The following is a 25662-nucleotide window of genomic DNA, read 5'->3' as shown; positions in this document are numbered from 1 at the left end:
TTTATTTGCTATCTGACTACTGCGTACGTTCAGCCCTGGTTGGCTGGATCCTCATGGCCGGAGAACTCGCGCATAAAGGCCTCGGCCCGCTCCACCATCTTGGTCGAGCCAACGAAGTAGGGGGTACGCTGGTGCAGCGCGGTGGGCTGGATATCCATGATGCGGCCAAAACCGTCAGAGGCCTTGCCACCAGCCTGCTCCACCAGAAACGCCATCGGGTTGCACTCATAGAGCAGGCGCAGCTTGCCGTTCGGCGAGTTGGTGCCGGACGGATAGATGTAGATGCCACCCTTGAGCAGGTTGCGATGGAAATCAGAGACCAGGGAGCCGATATAACGGGAGGTGTAGGGTCTGTGGGTCGCCTCGTCGCGCTCCTGGCAATATTTGAGGTACTTCTTCACCCCGTCCGGGAACTTGATGTAATTGCCCTCGTTGATGGAGTAGATCTTGCCCTCTTCCGGAATGCGGATGTTCTCGTGGGAGAGGCAGAAGCAGCCGATGGAGGGGTCGTAGGTAAAGCCGTTGACGCCAAAGCCGGTAGTGTAGACCAGCATGGTGGAGGAGCCGTAGACCACATAACCGGCGGCGACCTGACGGTTGCCCGGTTGCAGGAAGTCCTCCAGGGTCACCGGCGAACCTTGCGGGCTCAAACGGCGGTAGATGGAGAAGATGGTCCCGACCGAGACGTTGACGTCGATATTGGAGGAGCCATCGAGCGGGTCGATCAGCACCACATACTTGGAGTTTTTGGAGAGTGGCGAGTCAAAGGCCACGAAGTCCTCTTCTTCTTCCGAGGCCATGCCACACACCTCGCCGCGCGCTTCCAGCGCCGCCTTGAAGCGTTCGTTGGCGTAGACATCCAGCTTCTGCTGCACCTCGCCCTGTACGTTTTCAGCGCCCATGGAACCGATGATATCCGCCAGTCCCGCCTTGTTGATCTCCCGGTTCACCACCTTGGCAGCAAGGCGGATCGAGCTGAGCAACGAGGTCAGCTCGCCGGTCGCGGTAGGATAATCCGCCTGCTTTTTGACGATGAACTCACCCATGGTGATCATGTTTCGCATTTTTGTTCCTTTAGATCGCATCCGTTGGCATTGAAAACGTTTGCAGGCGTCGGCAAAAAAAATGCCGATCACCGGCGGCCTTGATTTGTAACCTAATGTAACGTCTGTTTTTTGTTTTTGCAGCGAATTAAGCGGCCTATTAAATAGGCTATTTCGCCTCACGTTATGGTAAAAGACGCGTTTTATTCGGTTTCAATCGATAACTTTCTGACCCTTAATTCGTGGCAATAACCTGCGACAAGCCATGAGCTGACTGGCCTTGAGCCATTAAAAATGGAGTCTGATGGGCCTGACTTTCCCTCAGCCATTGCCTCTTGAGATCCGATCGCCAATCCAGCACACTGATTTCGCTTTGGAAGCAAATAAAACTCAAGGATTATCAATGAACAAGACTCTCATTGCCGGCATGGTAGCCGGACTGTTTGCCCTTCCTGCCTGGGCTGCCCAGGTGCCTGCCGGTACCAAGCTGCTGCCGGATGCCCAACAAATCTACGTGACCAATATCGGCACCGAACCCACCACCATCGACCCCCAGCTGGTAGAAGAGACCGCCGGTAGTGCCATCGTCAACGATCTGTTTGAAGGGCTCTATGAGCTGGATAATACCGGCAAGATCAAACCAGCAGGCGCCGTCAGCTACGAGGTCGACAAGACAGGCACCGTCTACACCTTCAAGCTGAGACCCGAGGCCAAGTGGTCAAACGGTGAACCTGTCACCGCCGCCGATTATGTCTACGGCTGGCAACGGGCGGCCGATCCCAAGACGGCCTCCAACTACGCCTGGTTTATCGAGTTGACCGGAGTGGTCAATGCAAGCGAGGTGACCCAGGGCAAGAAGAGCCCGTCAGAGCTAGGGATCAAGGCGCTCGATGACCACACCCTGCAGGTCACCCTGAAAAATCCGGTCCCCTTCTTCCTGAAGACGCTGGCCCACTACACCACGTTCCCGGCCCCCAAGGCCACCATTGAAAAATTCGGCAAGGATTGGGTCAAACCGGGCAATATCGTCTCCAACGGTGCCTTTGTACTCAAGGAGTGGACCCCCAACGAGCGACTGAGTGCCGAGCGCAATACCCACTACTGGAACAACCAGCACACCGTCCTGAACAAGGTGATCTATCTGGAGATCGTCTCGGAAACCGCCGCCTACAACCGCTATCGCACCGGTGAACTGCACTACACCACTTATCCGCTGGAGCAGTACAAACAGCTCAAGAGCAAGAGTCCGGAAGAACTGGTCAGCGTCCCCACACTCGCCAGCTATTACTATGTCTTCAATACCCAGCGCAAACCGTTCGATGACCCGAAAGTACGCAAGGCGCTCTCGCTCGCCATCGACCGGGAGACCATCACCGACAAGATCCTGGGACAGGGACAAATTGCCGCATATAGCTTCACGCCCCCCATTGTGGACGGTTTTGAATTGAAAAAACCGGCCAGCCAGCTGCAAAGCAAAGAGGAGCGGATCAAGCAAGCCAAAGCCCTGTTGGCCGAAGCGGGTTATGGTCCGGACAAGCCACTCACAGTGGACATTCTCTACAACACCAACGAGAGCCACAAAAAGATTGCGCTGGCCGTCTCCTCCATGTGGAAACACAACCTGGGGGTCACTGCCACCCTCAACAACATGGAGTGGAAGACCATGGTCTCGGCACTGAACGAGGGGGATTTTGGCGTTAGCCGCTATGGCTGGAACGGGGATTATAACGACGCCTCCACCTTCCTCGATATCATGACCTCCAGCAGCAGTGCCAACAGCGGCAAGTGGTTCAACAAGGAGTACGACGCCCTGCTGGCCAAGGCCCACGACTCGCTGGATCCCGCTGAACGCAATGCCCTGTATCAGCAGGCAGAGGCTCTCATTGATGCGGATGCCCCCATCGCCCCTATCTATTTCTCGGTCAAATCCAGGTTGCTCAAGCCTTTCGTGAAAGGCTACCCCCACCTTAACCCGCAGGATGTGGTCTACAGCAAGGAACTCTATCTGGTTGCCCAGTAACCGGCTCGGCAAGATGTGACCATAAAAAAGCGCCTGCATTGCTGCAGGCGCTTTTCATTGGCGGCCAAGCAGGCCATTGGGCCCATCTACGCTTTCGCGCAAGATTACTCTTCGGGACAGAGTGCCAACACCACCCGACGGCGACCCATCACCACCGGACGTACCAAGAGCTGTGCCAGCAAGACACCCAGCAGGGTCAGACCGCCCCCGATCAGGTGATAGCTGGTCAACCGCTCACCCAGCAGAGTGATGGCAAGGCCAGCCGTCATCACCGGCAGCAGGTTCATAAAGATGGCGGTACGGTTGGCACCGAGCAGGGCGATACCCTGCATCCAGAGCCAGGGTGAGAGCGCCGAAGTGGGGATACCGGCATAGAGGATCAGCCACAGGGCCCGACCATCCGGCCACTGGCCATCCACCAGCAAAAAGAAGGGTGTCAGGATCACCACACTGCAGATCACCTGACCGTAGAGCAGCGACCAGTTGTCGAGCCCCAGATCCCACTTCTTGAGCAGCACGCTGTAAAGGGCGTAAGTACCCGCCGAAATTAGCATATAGACAGAGCCGATATGAATGCCTTGGGTAAACAGCCGGGTCGGATCCCCCTGCCCCAGCAAGATAGACAAGCCGAGGAGGGAAAGCAGCGCCCCCAGCACAGCGCCCCAGGTGGGCCGCTCGCGCAGCAGCCAGATACTGAACAGCACGGTCAGCAGCGGCGTCAGTCCCATCATCAACCCCATCTCGGTAGCCCCCAGAGTTTGCGCCGCGTAGTACCCAAAAGTCTGGTTGAGCACCATGCCCAGCAAGGCCAGCATGGCGATCTGCCAAAAACCGGCACGAATGCGGGCACGCGCACGCCATACCCGACGGGCCAGAAACGGGCTTAATACCAACGCAGCCACCACCCAGCGCGACCAGGCCAAGGCTGCAGGAGACAAAACGCCAACCGCCAGTTTGCTGACGATGCCATTGCCAGCCCAGATGGCAATGCAGGAGAAGGGAAACAGAAAGGCAAGGGGCATGAGAGGATCCAGACCGAAGAGACAACAGCGGGCCAGTATAGGGGGCGATGGAAGATAAACAAAGGTGTGGGCCTGAACAGCCACGCGGTGAACGCCAGTCGCCAGAAACAAATATGCCCGCACAAGTGCGGGCATATCAGTGCAGAAACAGGTTCAGAAGCGCATCACGCGGCATCCATGTGCAGTCTGGAGATCAGCTCGTTGACCTCGGTGACTGTCTGGCGGTGGGGAATATCCGCCGGATTCGGCATCAGCAACAAACCGGATTGGAAATCAAACCGCCCCCGACCATGGATGTAAATCCGACCTTTAAAGAAGGTTTTGACATGCTTTGCCACCATCAGTGGCAGGTACTTCTTGAACACTCTCATCGTTTGCAACCTCTTGCAGTTGTATCCGTATGACAGCAGCTTCTGCGAATTAATTCCGTAAAGTATTTATAAAAATCCGGAAAACTCGCCCATCTCTTCCCAAAAAATTCAATCTATAACTTTTTATTAACTTTTAGCCTATTGTATGCGGCCCTTCGAGCCAGAGCAAGGTTCCTTTGCCATCGTGCCACTCGATACAGGCGATCCCCGAGGTGGCGAACATGGGTGCTCCTGCGGCCGGGCAGAGGCTTTGCACCAGATAACCCACCAGCGGCAGATGGCTGACCATCAGGATCTGGTCATGCTGTTCAGCCAAAGTGGTGAGGTAGCTGGCCACGAAAGCGGGATCACCGTAAGGGGTAATGTCGCCACTCTCTTCAACGGCTGCTGCGTCAGGTAATTCACTGCATATGGCTTGCCAGGTCTGGCGTGCCCGCAGATAGTTGCTGTGGATCACCCGATCCAGCGGGCCAATCAGCTGAGGCGCCAGCCAGCGGGCCATCTGGATAGACTCTTCAATACCCTGCTCGGTCAATGGACGCTGTTCATCTGTTTTCGCATTCATGCCAGCCTGGCCATGACGCATGATATAGATCTTCATTACAACCTCGCCCAACGGGCCTGTTTTGATAGCCGGGGGATCTTACCCCGCCACGGGTGTGGAAACAATTGCGCTACCTCTCAGAAAAGGGTTTGCCTGACGGGATAGCGGGGTCGATAATCATGTTTAAATTCAAATAAATCCAACGTGAGTCACACGCCAATGAGCCCATATGCCAGTCCCAATGACCATCGGCAATACCATTTTCTGGAGCTGGCCAACCGGCTCAGGGTCTTGTTGATTTGTGATCCCGACACCGACAAATCCGCCGCTTCTCTGGCGGTCAATACCGGCCATTTTGACGATCCCGCCGACCGGCAGGGAATGGCCCATTTTCTGGAGCACATGCTGTTTCTCGGCACCTGCACCTACCCCAAGCCTGGTGAGTACCAGCAATTTATGAGCCGTCATGGCGGCAGCAACAACGCCTGGACCGGCACCGAATTCACCAACTTCTTCTTCGAGATCGACAACGGCTTCTTCGAAGCTGGGCTGGATCGCTTCTCCCAGTTCTTTATCTGCCCCACCTTTGATCCGGAGTGGGTGGACAAGGAGCGCAACGCGGTCGACTCCGAGTATCGCCTCAAGCTGCAGGACGACATGCGCCGCAGCTATCAGGTGCATAAAGAGACGGTCAACCCGGCGCACCCCTTCTCCAAGTTCTCGGTGGGCAACCTCGATACCCTGGCCGATCTGCCGGGACGGGATCTGCGCTCCGACCTTATCCGTTTTTACGAAAGCCACTACAGCGCGGATCGCATGGCGCTGGTGATGATCTCGCCGGAATCCATCGATACCCAGTTGCAGTGGTGCTGTCGCTACTTTGCTCCCATTTTGAATCGCAATTTGGGAACCCCGATCCTCACCATGCCGCTCTACCGGCTCGACGATCTCGGCGTGCGCATCCACATCAATCCGGTCAAGGAGACCCGCAAGCTGTCGCTGAGCTTCCCCTTGCCCAATGTGGACGAGTTTTACGACAAAAAGCCCCTCACCTTCCTGAGCCATCTGATTGGTTATGAGGGGGATGGCAGCCTGCTCTCCCTGCTCAAGGCGAAAGGCTGGGTCAACCAGCTCTCTGCGGGCGGTGGCATCAGCGGCGCCAACTTCAAGGATTTTGGCGTCAACTTCGGCCTCACCCCTCTGGGCCTTGAGCATGTGGACGACATCCTCGCCGCCCTGTTTGGCTATCTGAAACTGATTGGCCGCGAAGGGTTGCAGAGCTGGCGCTACGACGAAAAACGGACCGTGCTCGAATCGGCGTTCCGTTTTCAGGAGCGCGGCCGCCCCCTCGATACGGTGTCGGGGTTGGTGCTCAACCTCTTTAGCTACAAACCTGAGGATCTGCTCTACGGCGACTACATGATGCGCGAATATGACGAGCCGCTGATCCGCCGCTTCCTCGCCAAACTCACCCCGCACAATTTGCGTATCACCATCACTGCGCCGGAAGTGGCGACCGATCGGCTGGCCCGCTGGTATCAGACCCCCTACAGCGTGGCGACCATTACCGAGGCCGAGAAAATTCGCTGGCAGCAGAGCGAGCCGGATCCGGCGCTGGCGCTGCCCAAGCCCAACCCCTTTATCAGCAGCCGACTCGATCCGCGCACGCCCGAGCTTGCCGCCGACATGCCAGCCTGCCTTATCGATCGCCCCGGTTTTCGCCTCTGGCACCTCCATGAGCACCTGTTCAGCGTGCCCAAGGGCAATCTCTACATCTCCATCGACAGCGAACATGCGGTCAAAAATCCGCGCAATATCGCCATGGCGCGCCTCGCCGTGGAGCTGTTGGCCGACCACCTCAATGCCCTCACCTATCCGGCGGAGCTGGCGGGGCTGGGCTATCAGATCTATGCCCATCAGGGAGGCTTTACCATCAACCTGAGCGGTTTTGCCGACAAGCAGCCGCTGTTGCTCGACATGATCCTCGGCAACCGCACCCTGGGGTATCCGGATCCGGGCCGCTTCGCCGAGATCAAGGAGCAGCTCATCCGCAACTGGGACAACCAGTCCAAGGCGCGCCCCATCTCCCAGCTCTTTAACCAGCTCACCAGTTTGCTACAACCGAACAACCCGCCGTTCGAGCAGTTGCTGCGCCACCTGCGCACGGTCGAGCTGGAGGAGATGCCCTGCTTCGTGGCCCAGCTGTTTGGCGAGGTGCATGTCGAAGCGCTGGTGCATGGCGACTGGACTGCCGCCGAAGCGCTGGAGCTGGCCGCCCTGATGGAGCGCCACCTGAGCGATATCAATGGCACCAGCAGCAAGCCGAGCGGCGAGACCCGCCGCCCGCTCATCTCCATTCAGGACAGAGGTACCCTTATTCGCGAGCAGGGTTGCGATCACGAAGACTCGGCGCTCCTGGTTTACTACCAGTCTCGCACCACCCGGGCGCGGGATCTCGCCTGCTTTACCCTGGCGAACCACATCATGTCCTCTACTTTCTTCCACGAGCTGCGCACCCGCCAGCAACTGGGTTATGTGGTGGGCGCTGGCAACCTGCCCCTCAATCGCCATCCGGGGCTGATCTTCTATATCCAGTCGCCGGTGGCGGGGCCGCAGATCCTGCTCGATGCAGTGGAGGAGTTTATCGACCTCTTCCCGCTCGCCATGCTCGAATTTACCGAGCAGCAGTGGCAGGAGAGTAAAGCAGGGCTGCAAGCCCAGCTGAGCGAGCGGGATGCCAACCTGCGCAGTCGCGGCCAGCGGCTGTGGGTCAGCATTGGCAACAAGGATCTGGGGTTTGATCAGCGCGAAAGAGTCTGCGACGAGGTGGGCAAGTTGAGCCGCGCCGATCTGGTGCGCTTTATCACCCAGCTGCGCTCGCGCACCTCCGATCGACTGATCCTCTGCAGCTATGGTCAGGGGCACGAACATGACGAGCGGATCACCGGCCAGTTTATCGACGATCCACAGGCATTTCGGCTCAATGCCGCCACCTTCGAGGCCTGATCAGGCCTCGACATCCCCCGTTTTTCCTGCCCACGGCAAATCGCAGGCAATAAAAAGCCGACCCATCAGGGTCGGCTGGAAAAACCATAACAATTGCGACCAAAGCCGCCAAAAGTGAACATGAGCGTGAAAATCAGACACTGAGTTGCTGATCAGCAAGCGGGAAAGACCCGATACTCGCTTTGCAATGCCAACAGTGATTGAGAAACAGCCTCATATTAGGCACTCCCCCCGCCAGTCACGTTGATCTACGTCAAAGGAGGTAGCGAAGAGCGCGTAGCCCGATGATTTGTCGGCGCAGATCACCCTTTGGCCGCCCGTTAGCTGTCCGTTAGCCACGGCGAACCAGCCGGTAGGCCACCTCATCGAAGTAGGAGAGCTGGCCCGACAACACCCGCGGGTGATCCACCTCGACGGCGCGCCCCAGCACCTCGATGCGAAAATCCCGTTCAAACAGCGCCCGCACCTCCATCTCCCCCACCGAGAAGGGGGGCTGACTCTGCTGCTCCGGCTGATATTCAAGGGTCACCAGCAGGATCTGGCCACCGGTCTCGACCAGCGAACTGATCAGGGCTGCATACTGGCGGCGCATCGCGGTCGGCAGGGCGATCAGCGCCGCGCGGTCATAGACCAGCCGGTAACGGCGACCCAGACTGGGGGCGGCGAAAAAATCCCCCTGAAAAATGCGCAGGCTGTCCACCTGATGGCACTGATAAGGGCCCACCTCGCTCACGGTCGCGGCGAGCTTGTTTTCACTGAAGAACTGGCTGACGGCAAGGCTCGATAACTCGAAACCGTCGACCGGATGGCCCTGAGCGCTCAGCCAGAGCATGTCGCGGGACTTGCCGCACAGGGGAACCAGTACCGGCTCGTCCGCTTGCTGGGCCGACCACCAGGATTGCAGCCAGTGGTTGAAGTCCGCCTGATGAAAGCCAATCCGGTTCTCTTCCCAACGCTGATGCCAAAACGCAGCTTCCATCGTTATTACCCTTCTGTACTAAAGATGCCTCAATATCACAACTTAACCGGCACCGCGCAACCCTCTGCCCTCCCCTTTTTGCCGCGCAGCCTCTGCGTGTTATCGGGCGAATGGCGGAACGTCACCTTTCCGTGCGCCTCGCTGTCGCAATGGGCGCTATTGGATGCGTTTATAACGGACAAGGCATACCAACCCATGCAAAAACGTCATGGGTGTATGGCGATGAATGAATAAAAGGAATGACGTTAGCAGGCCAAAACGTGCCTGCCAACGCCAGAAAAATCACGACAGCGTGGCGCGAGCAGCCGCCAGCTGAAGCTCGATATAAGCAAAATCGGGACGATCGGTGGGGAGTTCCGAGAGGCAGGCCGCTTTGAGCTGATGCAACCCATCAAGCGGTGAGTCTTGCGTATCGCAATGGGCCAACAGCTCCTCCAGCAGGCAACCAAAGGCGCGCACTTCCAAACGCTCAAGGCCCAGCGCCCGCTCGCGGTCGCAGCGGTCATATAAGGAAGCGGCGCCAAAATCCCCCAGCAGGGCGCGAGCCGGCGCATCAGACCCACGGGCAAACAGGATATTGTGACCGTAGAGATCCCCGTGCATGATGCCCGCACGGTGCAGATGGCCCGCCACCGAGGCGATGCCGTGGGCCATCGCCAGCGCATCCGGCACACTCAGATGCAGCCCCTCGGGATAGACATCCCGGGTGCAAGAGTCCAGGCTCGGCGGCCCGGCCAGATTGGCAAAGGCCGGATCGATCAGCTCCATTACCAGCGCCGTAATGCCGGAGGGGTAATCCGCCACCTTGCCTATCACCTTGATAAGGTTGGGATGAGTGCCCGCTGCCAGCGACGCTGCCATCTCGCAGCGGGGCAAGCCATCGCTGGTCACCGCCCCCTTGAACAGCTTGACCGCCACCTGACTGCCATCGCCTCTATCGCTCGCCTGAGTCACTGCATCAGCAGGATTACCCACAAGGGTGGCGCGATGGATAACGCCGGATGCTCCCTGCCCCAGCAGCTCGCCCAGCGCCAGCGTCTCCCAGGCAATCGGCGTGACATGGGCATCATCGATGGCCCGCGCCTCCTCCCCTTCGCTAAAGGGGTTGCCTGAGTAGGCGAGCCATGAAAGGCGAGGCAGCGAGAGCAGCCACTCGGGGAAGCGTTCGATGCGGTTGGCGGCGATACGCAGCAGCTCCAGATTGCGGCAGTTGGCAAGACTTGCGGGCAGCTCGCGCAGGCAGTTGCCCGCCAGCATCAGCTTTTGCAGAGCGTCGCACTGGCCCAACTCATCGGGCAGCAGCTCAATTGCGTTATCGGTCAGGATCAGCCAGCGCAAACCGGCGGGCAGCGCTTTGGCCGACACGGTGGCAATCTGGTTAGCCTTAAAGCCCACCATGGTGAGCGCGGGACAGCGCCCCAGCACCTCGGGCAGCTCGGTAAAGCGGTTCTCGGAGCAGAAGATGATGCGCAGTTTGCCAAACCCGGCCAGCTCGTCAGGGAGCGTGCTTAGCTGGTTGCCGGTCAAATCCAGCACCTCCAGCGTCTCTTTCAGGCTCAAAATCTCGGTGGGGAACTCCGTCAGGTTTTCAGAGAGCTTCAGATGGCGGGCACCGCACAGTTCACCTGCGCGCAGCTGTTCCAGAGTATGCATAACCGTTTCTCAATCCTGATGATCTGCCTGATGGCACAGCGACCATCAGCGCGCGCCGAACCCGGGTCCGGCGATTTTAAAGGGGGGCATTATAAATAATTCGGGGCGCAGTTCGCCCCTTTTGTTGCCGCAAAGGCCTGTATCGACATGTAGCAAAACGACTTGGGAACAAAGAGAGCAAGATTCGGGTCGTTCCAGCGAGGAGTGGTTGCCATAGTGGGGGCCAAACCCAAGTCGGTTGGAACCTATTGGGGTTCCAACCCACTGCCAACCCTGTGCGCCACTTAGCTGGCGCACAACACACCTGCGAGGGAACTGCCATGTCATTACTGTCCAACAAGGTCGCCATCATCACCGGCGCCAGCTCCGGCATCGGTCGCGCCAGCGCCATCCTGTTTGCCCGGGAGGGAGCAAGCGTCGTCGTCGGCGCCCGCCGCAAGCCCGAGCTGGATCTGCTGGTGGAGGAGATCCGCCACGAGGGGGGCCAGGCGGCAAGTCTGGCGGGAGATGTGAAAAGCGAGAGTTACGCCCGCGATCTGGTGGATCTCGCGTTAACCCGTTTCGGCGGGCTTGATATCGCCTTCAACAACGCAGGTACCACAGGCATGCCGTGCAGCGTAGAGCAGCTTGAGCTGACGCAGTGGCAGGAAATTCTGGATACCAACCTCACCAGCGCCTTTGTGGGAGCCAAGTACCAGATCCCCGCCATGCAGGCTCGCGGCGGCGGCTCGATTATTTTTACCTCTACCTTTGTCGGCCATACCCTGGGGCTGCCCGGCATGGCGGCCTATGCGGCGAGCAAGGCAGGCCTCATTGGCCTGACCCGGGTGCTGGCTGCCGAGTATGGGGCACAAGGGATTCGGGTCAACGCCCTGCTACCGGGGGGCACCGACACCCCCATGGGGCGGGCTTTTGCCAATACGCCAGAGAGCCTCGCCTTTGTGCAGAATATGCATGCACTCAAACGGCTGGCCCAACCGAAGGAGATCGCCCGCTCGGCCCTTTATCTCGCGTCCGATGCATCCAGCTTTACCACCGGCATTGCCCTGCTGGCCGATGGTGGGGTATCAATTTGTCGTACATGACTTGTCATCCCCAAGATCCTGCGACCGAAACCTTATCGTGAGAGCGCCTTATGTCTGATTACGCCCGCATCGCCGATGCCATCCGTTTTATCGCAAGTCAGGTGGAGCGCCAGCCCACTCTGGACGAGATAGCGGCGCACGTTCACTTAAGTCCCTTTCACTTCCAGCGGCTGTTCAGCCGCTGGGCCGGAGTGACACCCAAACGCTATCTGCAAGTGCTGACCCTGGAGCGGGCCAAGGCACTGCTGCAGGAGTCGCGCCCACTGCTCGAGGTGGCCGATACCCTGGGCCTTAGCAGCGGCTCGCGGCTCTACGATCACTTCGTGCAGCTCGAAGCGGTGACGCCGGGCGAGTACAAGCAGCGCGGGGCCGGGCTGGTTATCGATCACGGGGTGCACGACACGCCCTTCGGTCAGGCGTTCGTCGCCCTGACTCCGCGGGGGGTGTGCAACTTCTCGTTTCTCGATGACCAGGCCCCAGAGGCGCCACTGGCCGACCTCGCCCGCAGCTGGCCTGCAGCAACGCTGCAAGAAGCGCCATCACGCACCCAAGGGGTCATCAACACCATGTTCGATGGCAGCAAGGCGCCGGATCGCCCCATCTCGCTGCACGTGAGCGGCACCAACTTTCAGATCAGCGTCTGGCGGGCGCTGCTGCAGATCCCGCCCGCCAAAGTGGTGAGCTACGCCCAGGTGGCGAACGCCGTCGGCAACCCCAAAGCCGCCCGCGCCGTGGGGCTGGCGGTGGGGGCCAACCCCGTCGCCTTGATGATCCCCTGTCACCGGGTCATCCAGCAAAACGGCAAACTCGGCGGCTATCACTGGGGCGAGACCCGCAAACAGGCGATACACGCCTGGGAAGCGGCGAGGTATGAGTGAAGGTGGGCTTTTTCTGCCCGGCCTGATGGGGGGAAGAAACAGGAGTGCTGGTTGTGAGTCAGCAGACAATCAGGCTATGCCGGACAAGCGTGCGGAGATATAAAACGGGGACATAAGAAGAATCGGGGCTCAGTTCTCCCCTTTTGTTACTTTGGCGAGGCTCCGCGCTCAGCCGCCCCACCCCAGCGGATGAACGAAATACGTAGGGTGCAATAAGCGCAGCGCATTGCACCGTCTGCCGAGCGGCTTTTGTGCAAAGTATGAGGAACAAAAGTAGAGGTGCAATTTCATTGCACCCTACGGCACAACGACACCAGATTCGAGGGGATGACCACAGGACTCTTATGTTAAATAATAGTTATATTATTAAAATATTAGGGTTTTATATGCACAATCCTCTTACCATTGTTAACCCCCCCACAATCAAACATGACATCGAGACAATTATAAGAACTAATGTTCTGGGCACATTCAGCTGCATTGAAATCACAGAAATATTTGCCATTGACAATAATAAAGATGACCCAATAAATATCTTTACAATAATGGTTGCCGAAGACAGAAATACTAAAAACATCAATCTTGGCGTAGATAATTACATTACACCCAGGGAAGGAATAAAAACATCATCTTTAAAAGGGTGGTACATTGGGATTAAGAGCTACCTAGTCTCTGTTGAAAAAGCCATCAACATGTTTACCGATGCAAATATTAAACGCAAGTGGGATAGTTGTGGAAAGTTAGTTAACACCCCTGAATATCTTTATAAAAAGAGAACATTTACGCCACCAGACTCTTTTTATCAGGTTCCATTAAATTCATTATTAAAAAACAATTTTCAGAATGGTTCTTATGTTGTTGAGCTTGTAAATAAGAGCAAAAATGATTTCTCTATTTTCTTTGAAAAACCTTCTGTCCTACAAGAGCTAGCCGATGAGATTTTAAAATATCTCCCCATTGACCTCTCCTCTCTATCCGATAGACTCGGAAATATACTATTTCAAGTCCCTATCAAAGCTATACAAGCTAGAATATCCCCACAAGGGAATAGTGAAAATTTAGAGTGCAATATTTCTTGGCACCCAGACATAAAACCTCGAGACCTAATGATTTGCGGTTTTAAAAAAGATGATGACTTAAACTATGATGACTTTCACATAGCTGTACACTTGAATGAAATCAACCCAACAGTAATACCATTCAATAATAATGGGCCATTTCAACTAACTATTTGGGATTCTTATAATAATTTGATACTTCATTCATTACCACCATCAGCATTTATTCGCAGGATCGGCGTGTCCTCTAATGTTGTTGGCAATGAACACCGCGTTATATATCATGAAGATGGTAATAGTTCTATTGTCCCAACAATTAGCAATTCAGATACACATTACGTTGATATCAATCAACAATCTAATCTTGACTGGAGCAAAATCAGAATCTATGAAAATAATCGAAGCTTACTAAAAGAAAGTCGCGAATTCATTCAATATAATCCAAAAGGTAAAGATAAAATTCTTGAGCATGACAAGGCCATAGGGGATATAAGATACTTAATTAATAAGTATGGAAAAAATGGGGCTTACTTATGGGATCCATACCTATCTCCATCTGATATAGTAAAAACATTGTTTTATTCAAAGTTTAATAACTCGCCTTTGAAAGCTATCAGTGCTCTAAAAGAGCCTCTCAGCGATGATTCTAATAAAACCAAAAAACTAAGCGTATTTGATAGATACCATGATATATTTAATTCATTTAGTGCGGAAATGATGCTGGGTGTAAACTTACAGTTCAGAAGTCCACGAAATAATAAAGGATGGAAATTCCATGATAGATTTTTAATATTTCCCGATGTAAATAAAATTCCTATGGCTTGGTCGTTAGGGACATCTGTAAATAGTGTTGGCAAAGAACATCATATATTACAAAAATGTGGTGATGCACGCCTTATTCTTGATGCATTCAATGAGCTATGGGATGAACTAAGTTCTGATGAATGCTTAATATGGGGTTCTATATGAAAACAGAGATCACATGTCGCATAAATGAGCATTTAGACACGCTATATCAAGAAGCAGTTGATTTATCTACTCACGAAGATGAATGGCAGTTATATCAGAAAGCAGAAAAAATCCCAGGTTTAGATTTCTTGATAAAAAATAGAGGCTCGAAATATTTTGTTGCAAATCAAGATTCATTAAAGGTCATGGATTGGATTTATAGCAAAACCTCAAGCGAGAATAACCTTTCTTTAGATGAAGTTAAAGGGTTATTTTTTATAATTGAAATAGCATTTGAACATTTTTATTTCTGGAAATCATGTGCTACGTCAGAAATGAAGATAAACAATGCCTTTATACACTATGCAAAATTAATAATTGATAGCAGTTCAAGTGAAACTGAATTTAAAGCACTTACAACGTATCATGAAGAGGAAAGAAAATCTTATATTCGAAAAATCATTGCTGAAAATGACTGGTCAAAAATATATAATGAATTTCACAGACATTATGAAAACTTTAAGTATGAAATCTCTTATTTCATAACAAGCGCATTTTTTTTGCTATTTCATTTCAATGAAAAATCACTCATGTCAATCTTAGATACTAGACGTGATATTCCCATAATGTGGGCAATGATGAGCCAAATTGAAAAGTGTGAGGCAATGCACATCGCATTAAAAACTACAAATCAATCATTGAAATTTTCTGCAATTGCCTCTGTTCTTCCATTTCCAGAAAGATCTAATTTAACTAACACTGAGGCTAAAAAGTTAACCGATATATTCTTAGATCTTACGATGGATGATAACCTCTGGCAACACTGGATGAAAATACTAAATACATATCCATCACGTTATCCTCACATTCAATTAAGCCTAGGAACAGCCCTAGCCAAGACAACATCAAGATCCGCAATAGAAACATATTTCAAGGCAGTTCATCTTTATACTGTTGATATGCATGACAAAGGAAGAAAAACGATATCAGAATGCTTAGATATATTTTCTCTACATGCGACTCAAGAATCAAAAGCAATTGCATGGAAATATGCATATGAAATATGGAGAGATTGGTGCTTTGATGTGAAAAAGAAAGATGGATTCTTATTTGAAATAAGAGGCTGTTGTTTAGACTATGCTGTGACCAGATATTATCTGGAGTTAATTGAACCCAAACAGTTAAAAAGTATAATAGAAGACTTATATGACAAAATTCAAAATATAGATAATGTTTGGCATGAAACATCATCAAAATACACGACATATTGGTATCTACAACACTCAAAACTACAACCAATATATCACGCAGAGGAAATACACAAGAACAACAGCTTACCTTATTTAATGGAAGGGATTTATTATAAGCATGACTATGGGAAATTCGAAGATTATATAAAACACATGATCCAGTGATTAAAAATTATCCAGATCTATTTTTTGAGCTTATGAAAAAGCTCTATTTTCAAGAAAGACGCCCTAAGGCGTCTTTCTTATTTTCAGGATTTGGAGCAAACAGGCTGGTGGCTCACCCCTCCCCGCCTTGCCCCACCACCCAATCAAATCGGGGTAATGGAGGTGATATGGGCATCCCCGTCCAGTGATTTGAAGATCTGCACCACGGCTTCGCCATGGATCGGTTTGGCAAGCGGCACAGTGCTCTTGCACTTGAAGCGGTAGTTGGTGCCAGCCACCACCTGAGTGGAGACTTCAAAGGGTACGTACTGCACCCCGACAAATCCTTTCAGCGCCTGATCAAATACCGCCTGATCCTCGGCGGTCAGCTTGTGATATGCGGTCCATCCACCCACCAACACTGCTTGTTCTGACATATCAAACTCTCCGTGCTCTATGATCCCGACTCGTTTGGCCGTTCGGGCTGCGCCCCGTTGATTCAAGTGGTTTCCGGTCTCCACCGGGGTGTCATCACTGCCGGTTGGCGCGATGACGATGAGCAAATTTGCGCAGCTATCTGCAACTGGATCAGCCCTCCCCCCAGCCACGAGCCGCTGTTGACAGCAGGCTCAATTGGCATGAGAGAGCCTAGTGCGGGATGGCAAAAATGCCCCTGTCACATATGACAGGGGCAAGGTGGCGAAAAAGCTGCTCGAAAAAAGAAGATGTGTTGCGCAAACGATTGAGAAAAGAAAAGACGCCTCAAGGGCGTCTTTTTGCATTTTTATGCTCGAAGGGCAGAACGGCGCGAGCCGCTTATTCCCATTCGATGGTTGCAGGCGGCTTGCCGGAGACGTCGTACACCACGCGGGAGATACCGTTGATCTCGTTGATGATGCGATTCGATACGTGACCGAGGAAGTCGTACGGCAGGTGAGCCCAGTGGGCGGTCATAAAGTCGATGGTTTCGACGGCACGCAGGGCAATCACCCAGTCATATTTGCGACCATCGCCCATGACGCCAACGGAGCGCACCGGCAGGAACACGGCGAACGCCTGGCTGACCTGGTTGTAGAGGTCAGCTTTGCGCAGCTCTTCGATAAAGACCGCATCGGCGCGGCGCAGAATATCGCAGTACTCTTTCTTCACTTCGCCAAGGACGCGCACACCCAGACCCGGGCCCGGGAACGGGTGACGGTAGAGCATGTCGTAGGGCAGACCCAGCTCCAGACCAACGCGGCGCACTTCATCTTTGAACAGCTCGCGCAGCGGCTCGACCAGACCCATCTTCATCTCTTCCGGCAGGCCGCCGACGTTGTGGTGAGACTTGATGACGTGGGCCTTGCCGGTCTTGCTGGCAGCAGATTCGATCACGTCCGGATAGATGGTGCCTTGCGCCAGCCACTTGGCGTTCTTCAGCTTTTTCGCTTCATCATCAAACACTTCGACGAAGACGCGGCCGATGATCTTGCGCTTTGCTTCCGGCTCGTCAACACCGGCAAGCGCAGAGAGGAAGCGCTCTTCGGCATCGACCTTGACGATGTTCAGACCAAAGTGATCGCCAAACATCTCCATCACCTGGGTGCCTTCGTTCAGGCGCAGCAGGCCGTTGTCCACGAAGACGCAGGTGAGGCGATCGCCGATGGCACGGTGCACCAGCATGGCGACCACGGAGGAGTCGACACCGCCGGAGAGGCCGAGGATCACTTCATCGTCACCCACCTGCTCGCGGATGCGGGCAACGGCGTCGTCGATGATGGTGGCCGGGGTCCAGAGGCATTCGCAGCCGCAGATGTCTTTGACGAAGTGCTCCAGCATGCGGGCACCCTGACGGGTGTGGGTCACTTCCGGGTGGAACTGCACGCCATAGAAGCGCTTGGCCTCACACGCCATGGCCGCGTGCGGGCAGGTCGGGGTCTGGGCGATGGTGGTGAAGTCGGCCGGAATGGTGGTGACCTTGTCACCGTGGCTCATCCAGACATCCAGCAGGGCATTGCCGTTGTCGGCGATGGCATCTTCGATGTTGCGCAAAAGCGCGCAGCTCTTGCCAGCTTCGCCCAGCACTTCCACCTTGGCGTAACCGAATTCACGCTCGGTAGAGGATTGCACCTTGCCACCCAGCTGCTCGGCCATGGTCTGCATGCCGTAGCAGATACCGAACACAGGGACACCGGCGTTGAACACATACTCGGGGGCGCGCGGGCTGCCCGCTTCGGTGACGGACTCGGGGCCGCCGGAGAGGATGATGCCGCTCGGATTGAATTCGCGGATCTGCTCTTCGGTTACGTCCCAGGCCCACAGTTCGCAGTAAACGCCGATTTCGCGCACGCGGCGGGCGATCAGCTGGGTGTACTGGGAACCGAAGTCGAGGATAAGGATACGGTGCTGGTGAATGTCTTTAGTCATTTTATTCCTGCATCAGGCTGATGTTGTCACAAAGGGCACGGGATAAAAAAAGGGTGGAAAAACGGGGCGCAGGGCCCCGTTTTATCAGCCCATCCGATAGTTGGGGGCTTCTTTGGTAATGGTCACATCGTGGACGTGGGACTCTTTCATCCCGGCGCCGGAGATGCGCACAAATTCAGCTTTAGTGCGCATGTCGTCGATGGTGGCGCTGCCGGTCAGGCCCATGGAGGAGCGCAGGCCGCCCATCTGCTGATGGATGATCTCTTTGAGGCGACCCTTGTACGGCACGCGACCTTCGATGCCTTCCGGCACCAGCTTGTCGGCGGCGTTGTCGGTCTGGAAGTAGCGGTCGCTGGAACCTTTGGACATGGCGCCCAGAGAACCCATACCACGGTAGGATTTGAAGGAGCGACCCTGATAGAGCTCGATCTCGCCCGGCGCTTCTTCAGTACCTGCGAACATGGAGCCCACCATGACGCAGCTGGCGCCCGCGGCAATGGCCTTGGCGATGTCGCCGGAGAAGCGGATACCGCCATCGGCAATCACCGGAATACCGGTGCCTTCCAGCGCGTCAACGGCGTCGGAGATGGCAGTGATCTGGGGCACACCCACGCCAGTTACGATACGGGTAGTACAGATGGAGCCCGGGCCGATACCGACCTTGACCGCATTTACACCGGCAGCAGCCAGCGCCTTGGCGCCCGCGGCGGTCGCCACGTTGCCACCGATGATCTGAAGATCCGGATAGGCATCGCGAGTGGCCTTGATACGATCCAGCACGCCCTGGGAGTGGCCGTGGGAGGAGTCGATCAGCAGCACGTCAACACCGGCTTCAACCAGCGCAGCGACGCGCTCTTCGTTGCCGGCACCGGCGCCAACGGCAGCACCGACCCGCAGACGACCTTTGTCATCTTTACAGGCGTGGGGCTTGCGCTCGGCTTTCTGGAAATCTTTAACGGTGATCATGCCCTTGAGTTTGAAGTCGGCGTTCACCACCAGCACTTTTTCGATACGGTGCTTTTGCATCAGGGCAACCACCTCTTCGCGAGGGGCCCCTTCACGCACGGTGACCAGACGATCTTTCTGGGTCATGATCTGTTCAACGGTCTGGGAGAGGTCAATCACGAAGCGCACGTCACGGCCGGTGATGATACCGACCAGCTGATTGCCGTCAGTCACCACGGGGTAACCGGCGAAGCCGTTCTTGTGGCTCAGCTCCTTGATTTGGGCGATGGTCATGTCAGGGCGCACGGTGACGGGGTCAGTGACCACGCCGCTTTCGTACTTCTTGACCTTGCGCACTTCGGCAGCCTGCTGCTCGATGGACATGTTCTTGTGGATAAAGCCGATACCGCCTTCCTGGGCCAGTGCGATAGCCAGACGGGCTTCGGTCACTGTGTCCATGGCAGCGGAGATCATCGGGATGTTCAAGCTGATGGCGGAGGTCAGCTTGGTACGCAGATCGGCAGTATTGGGAAGAACTTCGGAGTGGGCGGGAACCAACAGTACATCGTCGAAGGTTAACGCTTCTTTGGCAATCCTGAGCATGGCAATATCTCACCGTTGAGGAAGTGGGGGTGTAAAATATTGCCGACGAAGTTTACTCACGCATTGGTCACTGGTAAAGAAGTTTTTTGAATTTTTTATGGCATAGCCCTCTTTTAGGCGGCCAAAACGCCAAAAAACCAAGATTATCAGTACGAAAAGCGCCATTTCTGGGCAAAAGAGTTGGCTAGCCGGTGATTTATGCAAAACCGGTAGGTGCCGACGCGGCGCAACCCCCATGCAACGGGATGATCGACAGGGGCTCAGGGGCAAGCGGCCTCTGACCACCCTCCCCTTGTTTTGTGTCCTTGTATTGTCTCTTGCCCTCGCGGTGACCACTCGCACCGGTATCATTCTCCCCTCAATCTCCTTTGCTCGGTCTGGATAATAAATTTCATCCGCTGCCAATATATATTTCCCGGCACAAAAAGGGGTGCCTCTCTTTATTATTTTCGCCCCACCATCCGCAACAAGGTATTATCTTTATCCAGCAGATGATGTTTCAACGCCCCGACAATGTGCACCAGCAAAAATGCCAGCATGATATATGGCAAATAAATATGGACTGTGTGAGCAATATCCCGAACGGATTCACTGAATGGAATCACGTTGGCAGGATCATGAATATCTGGATTCATCGGGATAATAGACCAGCCAAATATCGCGACACCTCGGCCAGCCGCTGCGGAATAACAGAGACCGGACACCGGAATAAGCAGCGTTGACATCAGCAAAACCCAGTGGATCGCCCTGGCTGCCAATGCCTCGTAAACAGGATATTGACGCACAGGCTCAGGCCACCCTTTAACAAGGCGGAGAATGGCGCGGGGCAGGATCAAGATTAATGCAATCACCCCCAGAGATTTATGCAGGGCATAGAGATCCCATATTTCAAATTTAACCATCAGATAACCTACAAGGGTCAAGCCAATCATCAGCAAGGCAACCGACCAGTGCAGCAAACGGGTCGTCAAACTTAAGTGGGTTGAGGGATTCATAAGCTACTCCAAACTGGGGGCGAGTAAACGCTGGTCAAGATGGTGGCACCGTGAACATCAGCAGCACCTGAGATATCAACGGCCTCTAGGCAAGCCGCAACTTGGCCAGATGCAGGCAAGCGCGAGGGCTTTGTCGGGAGCCATACTGCCTGCCCGGATAAACGGCAGCGTTTCCAATCTTGCTTTTCTGCTGCTGGCGCCTCCTGCTTAACGCCCTCCCCCTGTTTCGGGTTAAGATAGCGGCCATCGTTTTATCCCGGCCCCGCCGGAGCAGACCACAGGTACGCCTTTGAACCGATTTACCCCATCCAGTGCGGCGAACGGCCGCGAGCAGCAGGTCTTTACCGTCACCCGCCTCAACAGCGCCGTGCGCATGATCCTGGAGCAAGATCTGGGGCTGGTGTGGCTGACCGGCGAGCTCTCCAATCTGGCGATGCCAAGCTCCGGCCACTGGTACTTCTCTCTCAAGGACATGTCGGCGCAAGTGCGCTGCGCCATGTTCAAGGGCAACAACCGGCGGGTGGCCTTCCGCCCGCAGGATGGCATGCAGGTGCTGGTGCAGGCGCGGGTCTCCCTCTATGAGCCGCGCGGCGACTACCAGCTGATCATCGAATCGATGCAACCCGCAGGCGATGGCGTGCTGGCGCTGCGTTTTGAAGAGCTCAAGCGCCGCCTCGGCGCCGAGGGGCTGTTTGACGAAAGCCGCAAGCGGCCGCTGCCCCGTGAACCGCGGGCGGTGGGCCTTGTCACCTCCGCCACCGGCGCCGCCTTGCACGATATGCTAACCGTGCTTAAACGGCGTGCGCCGGATCTGCCGGTCTTTATCTACCCGACTCAGGTACAGGGGAGCGCCGCCATCAGCCAGCTCGTCGCGGCGATCGCCAAAGCGAACCAGCGCGCCGAGGTGGATGTGCTGATCGTCGGGCGCGGCGGCGGGTCGCTTGAAGATCTCTGGTGCTTTAACGAAGAGGCGGTGGCGCGCGCCATTGCCCACTCCGCCATACCTGTGGTGAGCGCGGTGGGCCACGAGGTGGATGTCACCATCAGCGACTTTGCCGCCGACTTGCGCGCCCCAACCCCGTCGGCCGCCGCCGAGCTGGTAGCGCCGGACAATCAGGCCCGCATCCAGCGCCTCGCCCACCTCAAGCAGCGACTGCTGCAGGCGATGAGTCGCCAGCTGACCGCCGCACGCCACGATTTCATCCTGCTGCAAAAGCGGCTCGACCATCAGGATCCGAAGCGGCGGCTGGAGCAGCAATCCCAGCGCCTCGACGAACTCTCCACCCGTTTGCAACAGCTATTGCGCCAGCGGCTGCATCAGGGTGAGCGGCGCCTCACCAACCTTGAGCTGCGCCTGCAGGGCAAGAGTCCGGAGCGCTTGCTGGCAGCTGGCAAGCGCCGCCACCAGCTGGCCGAGGAGCGGCTCTATGCCCTGATTGCCAAGCGGCAAGATCTTGCTAGTCACCGCCTCGCCATGCTCACCGCCCGCCTCGACGGGGTGAGCCCGCTCGCCACTCTGGGGCGCGGCTACTCCATCACCCGCACTGCGCGTGGTGAAGTCATCAGCCGCGCCGATCAGGTCAACAGTGGCGATCAGCTCCTCACCACCCTGGCGCAAGGAAGCCTGCAGGTGCGGGTCGAGGAAGTTATCAAAGACTCTGCGCAGTAGGTCGGCTGCATCAAACCACCAACCAATCTGCTATTCAGCCCGGCAATCAGCCAAAAACAAAGGCCACCACCGCAAACACGGTGGTGGCCTTTTTTTTATCGGGTGCTGCCGCCCGCTCACCCCTTGGCGCGGCGGGCGACCAGGGTGAACTTGTAATCATCGCTCTTGAAGAAGTTGCGACTGAACTCGAACACGGTGCCATCTTGCAAGAAGCCGCGGGAGACCTTCTCGATGATTGGCTTGGCAGGATCGATACCGAGCGCCTCCACCACCTGCGCCGAGGGGAGCACCGGAATGATCTCCTGCTCGCTGCGGTCAATCACCAGCTGCTTCACCTCTTCGATGTAGTGGTACTTGGAGCCCTGCATCACCGCATAGCTGAGATCGGGGAAGAGGGCGAGCGGCATCCAGGTCTCCTCCAGCGTTACCGCGATCTGGCGAATAAAGCGCACCCGCTTGACGTAGTAGACCAGCGCCCCTTCCAGCAGATTGAGCCGCTCGGCCAGCTCGCGGCTCGCCTTGATCACCTCGAAGGCAAGAATGTCGCTGTGAGTCTCGGCCGCCGGATCAGTCACCTTCTCGTAGAGGCTGGTGAGCTGATAGATGTCGTAGTTCACCTTCTCCTGCCGCACGTAGCTGCCGCTGCCCTGAATGCTCTCGATGACGTTGAGTTCGGTCAGCTGCTTGAGGGCCTGACGCACCGTCACCCGGCTCACCCCGAACTGCTCGCGCAGCTCGGCTTCGGTGGGCAGAGCATCGCCGGGGGCCAGCTCCCCTTGCGCAATCCACTGCTGGATGGTGTCGGCTATCTGGCGATACATGGGTTTTTTCGACACGAAAGGCCACCTCGTCGGCTCTGCGCCATGATAAATGGAAGAGGCGCCATTCTACCCCAGTTGCCCGGTAGACAAAACGGCTCGGCCTCATTTGACCTAACAAATCATCTTGACCAAACAATACAAAAACAATACAAATAATGAATTGTATGATACCACTCACAAAAATCAGTCGGCCGGTTTGTTAGCATCGCTGTCACTTTCACCATGACGGCTTGCTGGCAAGCCAACCTGACAGAGGATCATCATGAATCTGACCAGTCTTACCGGCCCCCATCTCATCACGTTGCAAACCCGGTTTGCCGATCGGGATGCGGCCATTCATGCTCTGGCTGATCGGCTCGATCAGGCCGGCAAGCTGCACGACAAGGCTGCCTTTCTAGCTGCGGTCATGGCCCGCGAGGCGCAGGGCCCCACCGCCCTTGGCGAAGGGCTTGCGGTACCTCACGGCAAGTGCGATGCGGTGCGCGAAGCGGCCTTTGCCGTCGCTACCCTGAGCGAGCAGCTGGGCTGGGAGGGGATCGACGGCCCCGAGCCGGTCAACCTGATCTTCATGCTGGCGATCCCGACCGATCAAGCGGGCTCCACCCATATGCAGCTACTCACCACCCTCACCACTGCCCTGGTGGATGACGATACCCGCGAGGCGGTGCTGGCGGCCCAGAGTGCCGAGCAGCTGATGGCGCTGCTCGATGGTGAAGGGGATAGCGGCAAGCAACCAGCAAAAGAAGACAACTTAGATACAAATCAACCCACAGTGGTCTGTGTCACCGCCTGTCCGGCGGGGATCGCCCACACCTATATGGCTGCCGAGTATCTGGAAAAGGCGGGGCGCAAGCTGGGCATTCGGGTATTGGTCGAGAAGCAGGGTGCCAACGGCATCGAGGATCGCCTGCCGCAAGAGGCGCTCGATGCTGCAGTGGCCTGTATCTTCGCCGCCGAGGTGGCCATCAAGGAGCAGGAGCGTTTTGCCGGCATCCCCCGGATCGAGACGCCGGTGGCCGAGCCCATCCGCCATGCCGAGCGGATCCTGAATGAGGCGCTGGAAGCGGCCAAGGCCGGTCGCACCGCCGCGACGCCCAACACCAGCCAAAGCGACGCGCAGACCGGCAAGAAGGTGAGCCTCAAGACCGAACTCAAGCAGGCGCTGCTGAGCGGCATCTCCTTTGCCGTACCGCTGATCGTGGCAGGCGGTACCGTGCTCGCCGTCTCTGTGCTGCTGGCCCAGATCTTCGGCCTGCAACATCTGTTTGATACCGAGAACTCCTGGCTCTGGATGTACCGCAAGCTGGGCGGCGGCATGCTGGGCACCCTGATGGTGCCGGTGCTGGCGGCCTATACCGCCTATTCGCTGGCGGACAAACCGGCGCTGGGCCCGGGCTTTGCGGCGGGACTGGCCGCCAACATGATTGGCTCCGGTTTTCTCGGTGGCGTGGTCGGCGGCCTTATCGCCGGTTACCTGATGCGCTGGGTCAAGCAGCATGTGCGCCTGAGCCCCAACTTCAACGGCTTTCTCACCTTTTACCTCTATCCGGTGATCGGCACCCTGGTGGCAGGCAGCCTGATGCTGTTTGTCATCGGCCAGCCGGTAGCCTGGCTCAACAACAGCCTTACCGAGTGGCTCAATGGCCTCTCCGGCACCAATGCGCTGGTACTGGGCGCCCTGCTCGGCTTTATGTGCTCGTTTGACCTGGGTGGCCCGGTCAACAAGGCGGCCTACGCCTTCTGCCTCGGCGCCATGGCCAACGGGGTCTACGGCCCCTACGCCATCTTCGGCGCGGTCAAGATGGTCTCTGCCTTTACCGTCACCTTCTCCACCCTGCTGGCGCCGCGCCTGTTCCAGACCTTCGAGATCGAGACCGGCAAGTCCACCTGGCTGCTGGGGCTGGCAGGGATAACCGAGGGCGCCATTCCAATGGCCATCGAAGATCCAATCCGGGTGATCGGCTCCTTCCTCGCAGGCTCGGTGGTCACTGGCGCCATGGTGGGTGCCATGGGGATTGGTCTCTCCACCCCGGGGGCTGGCATCTTCTCCCTGTTCCTGCTCCACGATGGCGGCCACGGCGCCCTGATGGCTGCCGCCGTCTGGCTCGGTGCGGCGCTGGTGGGCACCCTTATCTCCACTGTGGTGCTGATCGGCTGGCGCCGTCACGCCATGCAGCGCGGCACCTATCAGGTGGTCGTCGCAGAGTAAGGCTCATCTTCAC

The 25662-nt window shown here is 56.0% G+C and carries 19 protein-coding genes; 8 read left to right on the top strand and 11 right to left on the bottom strand.

What is annotated here, in order from left to right; genetic code table 11:
- Positions 1-29 precede the first annotated feature (29 nt).
- The gene (fbp, locus tag AB5Y84_RS15185; RefSeq protein WP_040068095.1) at positions 30-1064 is read right to left on the bottom strand and encodes a class 1 fructose-bisphosphatase; all 1035 of its coding nucleotides are present in this window, start codon (positions 1062-1064) and stop codon (positions 30-32) included.
- Positions 1065-1446: 382 nt separating this feature from the next.
- Between fbp and AB5Y84_RS15180 the strand changes: the two genes are divergently transcribed.
- Positions 1447-3063 carry a peptide ABC transporter substrate-binding protein gene (locus AB5Y84_RS15180; protein WP_124929635.1) on the top strand — a complete coding sequence of 539 codons (1617 nt, stop codon included), beginning with the start codon at positions 1447-1449 and terminating at the stop codon, positions 3061-3063.
- A gap of 104 nt (positions 3064-3167) precedes the next feature.
- On the opposite strand, the gene AB5Y84_RS15175 is transcribed toward AB5Y84_RS15180, so the two are convergent.
- From AB5Y84_RS15175 to sixA, 3 genes are all read right to left on the bottom strand, one after another.
- Entirely contained in the window at positions 3168-4085 is a 918-nt protein-coding gene (locus AB5Y84_RS15175) for a DMT family transporter (RefSeq protein WP_368177284.1), read from the bottom strand.
- 164 nt (positions 4086-4249) lie between these two features.
- The gene (locus AB5Y84_RS15170; RefSeq protein WP_005336998.1) at positions 4250-4456 is read right to left on the bottom strand and encodes a DUF1107 domain-containing protein; all 207 of its coding nucleotides are present in this window, start codon (positions 4454-4456) and stop codon (positions 4250-4252) included.
- Positions 4457-4589: 133 nt separating this feature from the next.
- Positions 4590-5057, bottom strand: a complete 468-nt coding sequence (gene sixA, locus AB5Y84_RS15165) for a phosphohistidine phosphatase SixA (protein ID WP_113739388.1) — start codon at positions 5055-5057, stop codon at positions 4590-4592.
- A 162-nt stretch (positions 5058-5219) separates the two neighbouring features.
- On the opposite strand from sixA, the gene AB5Y84_RS15160 reads away from it, so the two are divergent.
- On the top strand, positions 5220-8006 hold the full coding sequence (locus AB5Y84_RS15160) for an insulinase family protein (protein ID WP_368177283.1): 2787 nt from the start codon (positions 5220-5222) through the stop codon (positions 8004-8006).
- Positions 8007-8337: 331 nt separating this feature from the next.
- Here AB5Y84_RS15160 and AB5Y84_RS15155 read toward each other — a convergent pair whose 3' ends face one another.
- Both AB5Y84_RS15155 and AB5Y84_RS15150 read right to left on the bottom strand, forming a co-directional pair.
- Positions 8338-8985, bottom strand: coding sequence for a thiopurine S-methyltransferase (locus tag AB5Y84_RS15155; protein ID WP_368177282.1), 648 nt, complete (start codon positions 8983-8985; stop codon positions 8338-8340).
- Between the two features lie 282 nt (positions 8986-9267).
- Positions 9268-10638: a leucine-rich repeat-containing protein kinase family protein gene (locus tag AB5Y84_RS15150; RefSeq protein WP_368177281.1), complete on the bottom strand. Its 1371-nt coding sequence runs from the start codon at positions 10636-10638 to the stop codon at positions 9268-9270.
- A gap of 320 nt (positions 10639-10958) precedes the next feature.
- Here AB5Y84_RS15150 and AB5Y84_RS15145 point away from each other — a divergent pair, with 320 nt between their 5' ends.
- The 4 genes from AB5Y84_RS15145 to AB5Y84_RS15130 all read left to right on the top strand — a co-directional run bounded on the left by AB5Y84_RS15145 (position 10959) and on the right by AB5Y84_RS15130 (position 16022).
- The gene (locus AB5Y84_RS15145) at positions 10959-11723 is read left to right on the top strand and encodes an SDR family oxidoreductase (RefSeq protein WP_368177280.1); all 765 of its coding nucleotides are present in this window, start codon (positions 10959-10961) and stop codon (positions 11721-11723) included.
- A 50-nt stretch (positions 11724-11773) separates the two neighbouring features.
- Positions 11774-12601 (top strand): bifunctional transcriptional activator/DNA repair enzyme AdaA, encoded by an 828-nt coding sequence (locus tag AB5Y84_RS15140; protein ID WP_368177279.1) that lies wholly within the window; start codon positions 11774-11776, stop codon positions 12599-12601.
- Between the two features lie 344 nt (positions 12602-12945).
- A complete protein-coding gene (locus AB5Y84_RS15135; RefSeq protein WP_368177278.1) occupies positions 12946-14628 on the top strand; it encodes a VPA1262 family N-terminal domain-containing protein in 1683 nt (560 codons plus the stop codon).
- Entirely contained in the window at positions 14625-16022 is a 1398-nt protein-coding gene (locus AB5Y84_RS15130; RefSeq protein WP_267529088.1) for a hypothetical protein, read from the top strand. The genes AB5Y84_RS15135 and AB5Y84_RS15130 overlap by 4 nt, the downstream gene beginning before the upstream one ends.
- A 143-nt stretch (positions 16023-16165) precedes the next feature.
- On the opposite strand, the gene AB5Y84_RS15125 is transcribed toward AB5Y84_RS15130, so the two are convergent.
- The 4 genes from AB5Y84_RS15125 to AB5Y84_RS15110 form a co-directional block, all read right to left on the bottom strand.
- Positions 16166-16438 (bottom strand): hypothetical protein, encoded by a 273-nt coding sequence (locus AB5Y84_RS15125; RefSeq protein ID WP_005337011.1) that lies wholly within the window; start codon positions 16436-16438, stop codon positions 16166-16168.
- 379 nt (positions 16439-16817) lie between these two features.
- Positions 16818-18407 carry a glutamine-hydrolyzing GMP synthase gene (gene guaA / locus AB5Y84_RS15120; RefSeq protein ID WP_216963139.1) on the bottom strand — a complete coding sequence of 530 codons (1590 nt, stop codon included), beginning with the start codon at positions 18405-18407 and terminating at the stop codon, positions 16818-16820.
- Positions 18408-18491: 84 nt separating this feature from the next.
- Positions 18492-19955, bottom strand: a complete 1464-nt coding sequence (gene guaB, locus AB5Y84_RS15115) for an IMP dehydrogenase (protein WP_005360033.1) — start codon at positions 19953-19955, stop codon at positions 18492-18494.
- Between the two features lie 443 nt (positions 19956-20398).
- Positions 20399-20950 (bottom strand): cytochrome b, encoded by a 552-nt coding sequence (locus AB5Y84_RS15110; protein ID WP_368177277.1) that lies wholly within the window; start codon positions 20948-20950, stop codon positions 20399-20401.
- Between the two features lie 289 nt (positions 20951-21239).
- Between AB5Y84_RS15110 and xseA the strand changes: the two genes are divergently transcribed.
- Entirely contained in the window at positions 21240-22619 is a 1380-nt protein-coding gene (gene xseA / locus AB5Y84_RS15105; protein ID WP_368177276.1) for an exodeoxyribonuclease VII large subunit, read from the top strand.
- A gap of 116 nt (positions 22620-22735) precedes the next feature.
- Here xseA and AB5Y84_RS15100 read toward each other — a convergent pair whose 3' ends face one another.
- On the bottom strand, positions 22736-23455 hold the full coding sequence (locus AB5Y84_RS15100) for a GntR family transcriptional regulator (RefSeq protein WP_069553902.1): 720 nt from the start codon (positions 23453-23455) through the stop codon (positions 22736-22738).
- Between the two features lie 247 nt (positions 23456-23702).
- On the opposite strand from AB5Y84_RS15100, the gene mngA reads away from it, so the two are divergent.
- Entirely contained in the window at positions 23703-25649 is a 1947-nt protein-coding gene (gene mngA / locus AB5Y84_RS15095; protein ID WP_368177275.1) for a PTS 2-O-a-mannosyl-D-glycerate transporter subunit IIABC, read from the top strand.
- The last annotated feature ends 13 nt before the right edge of the window (positions 25650-25662 follow it).

The organism is Aeromonas sp. s11 (assembly GCF_040907945.1).
Lineage (GTDB): Bacteria > Pseudomonadota > Gammaproteobacteria > Enterobacterales > Aeromonadaceae > Aeromonas > Aeromonas veronii.
Note: the sequence above shows the minus strand (reverse complement) of the source record. Positions and strands in the feature narration are given on the sequence as shown.

What these genes read in the sequence shown, in the direction of transcription:
- fbp (WP_040068095.1), bottom strand. Translation starts at nt 1,064, where the DNA reads ATGCGAAACATGATCACCATGGGTGAGTTCATCGTCAAAAAGCAGGCG.
- AB5Y84_RS15180 (WP_124929635.1), top strand. Translation starts at nt 1,447, where the DNA reads ATGAACAAGACTCTCATTGCCGGCATGGTAGCCGGACTGTTTGCCCTT.
- AB5Y84_RS15175 (WP_368177284.1), bottom strand. Translation starts at nt 4,085, where the DNA reads ATGCCCCTTGCCTTTCTGTTTCCCTTCTCCTGCATTGCCATCTGGGCT.
- AB5Y84_RS15170 (WP_005336998.1), bottom strand. Translation starts at nt 4,456, where the DNA reads ATGAGAGTGTTCAAGAAGTACCTGCCACTGATGGTGGCAAAGCATGTC.
- sixA (WP_113739388.1), bottom strand. Translation starts at nt 5,057, where the DNA reads ATGAAGATCTATATCATGCGTCATGGCCAGGCTGGCATGAATGCGAAA.
- AB5Y84_RS15160 (WP_368177283.1), top strand. Translation starts at nt 5,220, where the DNA reads ATGAGCCCATATGCCAGTCCCAATGACCATCGGCAATACCATTTTCTG.
- AB5Y84_RS15155 (WP_368177282.1), bottom strand. Translation starts at nt 8,985, where the DNA reads ATGGAAGCTGCGTTTTGGCATCAGCGTTGGGAAGAGAACCGGATTGGC.
- AB5Y84_RS15150 (WP_368177281.1), bottom strand. Translation starts at nt 10,638, where the DNA reads ATGCATACTCTGGAACAGCTGCGCGCAGGTGAACTGTGCGGTGCCCGC.
- AB5Y84_RS15145 (WP_368177280.1), top strand. Translation starts at nt 10,959, where the DNA reads ATGTCATTACTGTCCAACAAGGTCGCCATCATCACCGGCGCCAGCTCC.
- AB5Y84_RS15140 (WP_368177279.1), top strand. Translation starts at nt 11,774, where the DNA reads ATGTCTGATTACGCCCGCATCGCCGATGCCATCCGTTTTATCGCAAGT.
- AB5Y84_RS15135 (WP_368177278.1), top strand. Translation starts at nt 12,946, where the DNA reads ATGTTAAATAATAGTTATATTATTAAAATATTAGGGTTTTATATGCAC.
- AB5Y84_RS15130 (WP_267529088.1), top strand. Translation starts at nt 14,625, where the DNA reads ATGAAAACAGAGATCACATGTCGCATAAATGAGCATTTAGACACGCTA.
- AB5Y84_RS15125 (WP_005337011.1), bottom strand. Translation starts at nt 16,438, where the DNA reads ATGTCAGAACAAGCAGTGTTGGTGGGTGGATGGACCGCATATCACAAG.
- guaA (WP_216963139.1), bottom strand. Translation starts at nt 18,407, where the DNA reads ATGACTAAAGACATTCACCAGCACCGTATCCTTATCCTCGACTTCGGT.
- guaB (WP_005360033.1), bottom strand. Translation starts at nt 19,955, where the DNA reads ATGCTCAGGATTGCCAAAGAAGCGTTAACCTTCGACGATGTACTGTTG.
- AB5Y84_RS15110 (WP_368177277.1), bottom strand. Translation starts at nt 20,950, where the DNA reads ATGAATCCCTCAACCCACTTAAGTTTGACGACCCGTTTGCTGCACTGG.
- mngA (WP_368177275.1), top strand. Translation starts at nt 23,703, where the DNA reads ATGAATCTGACCAGTCTTACCGGCCCCCATCTCATCACGTTGCAAACC.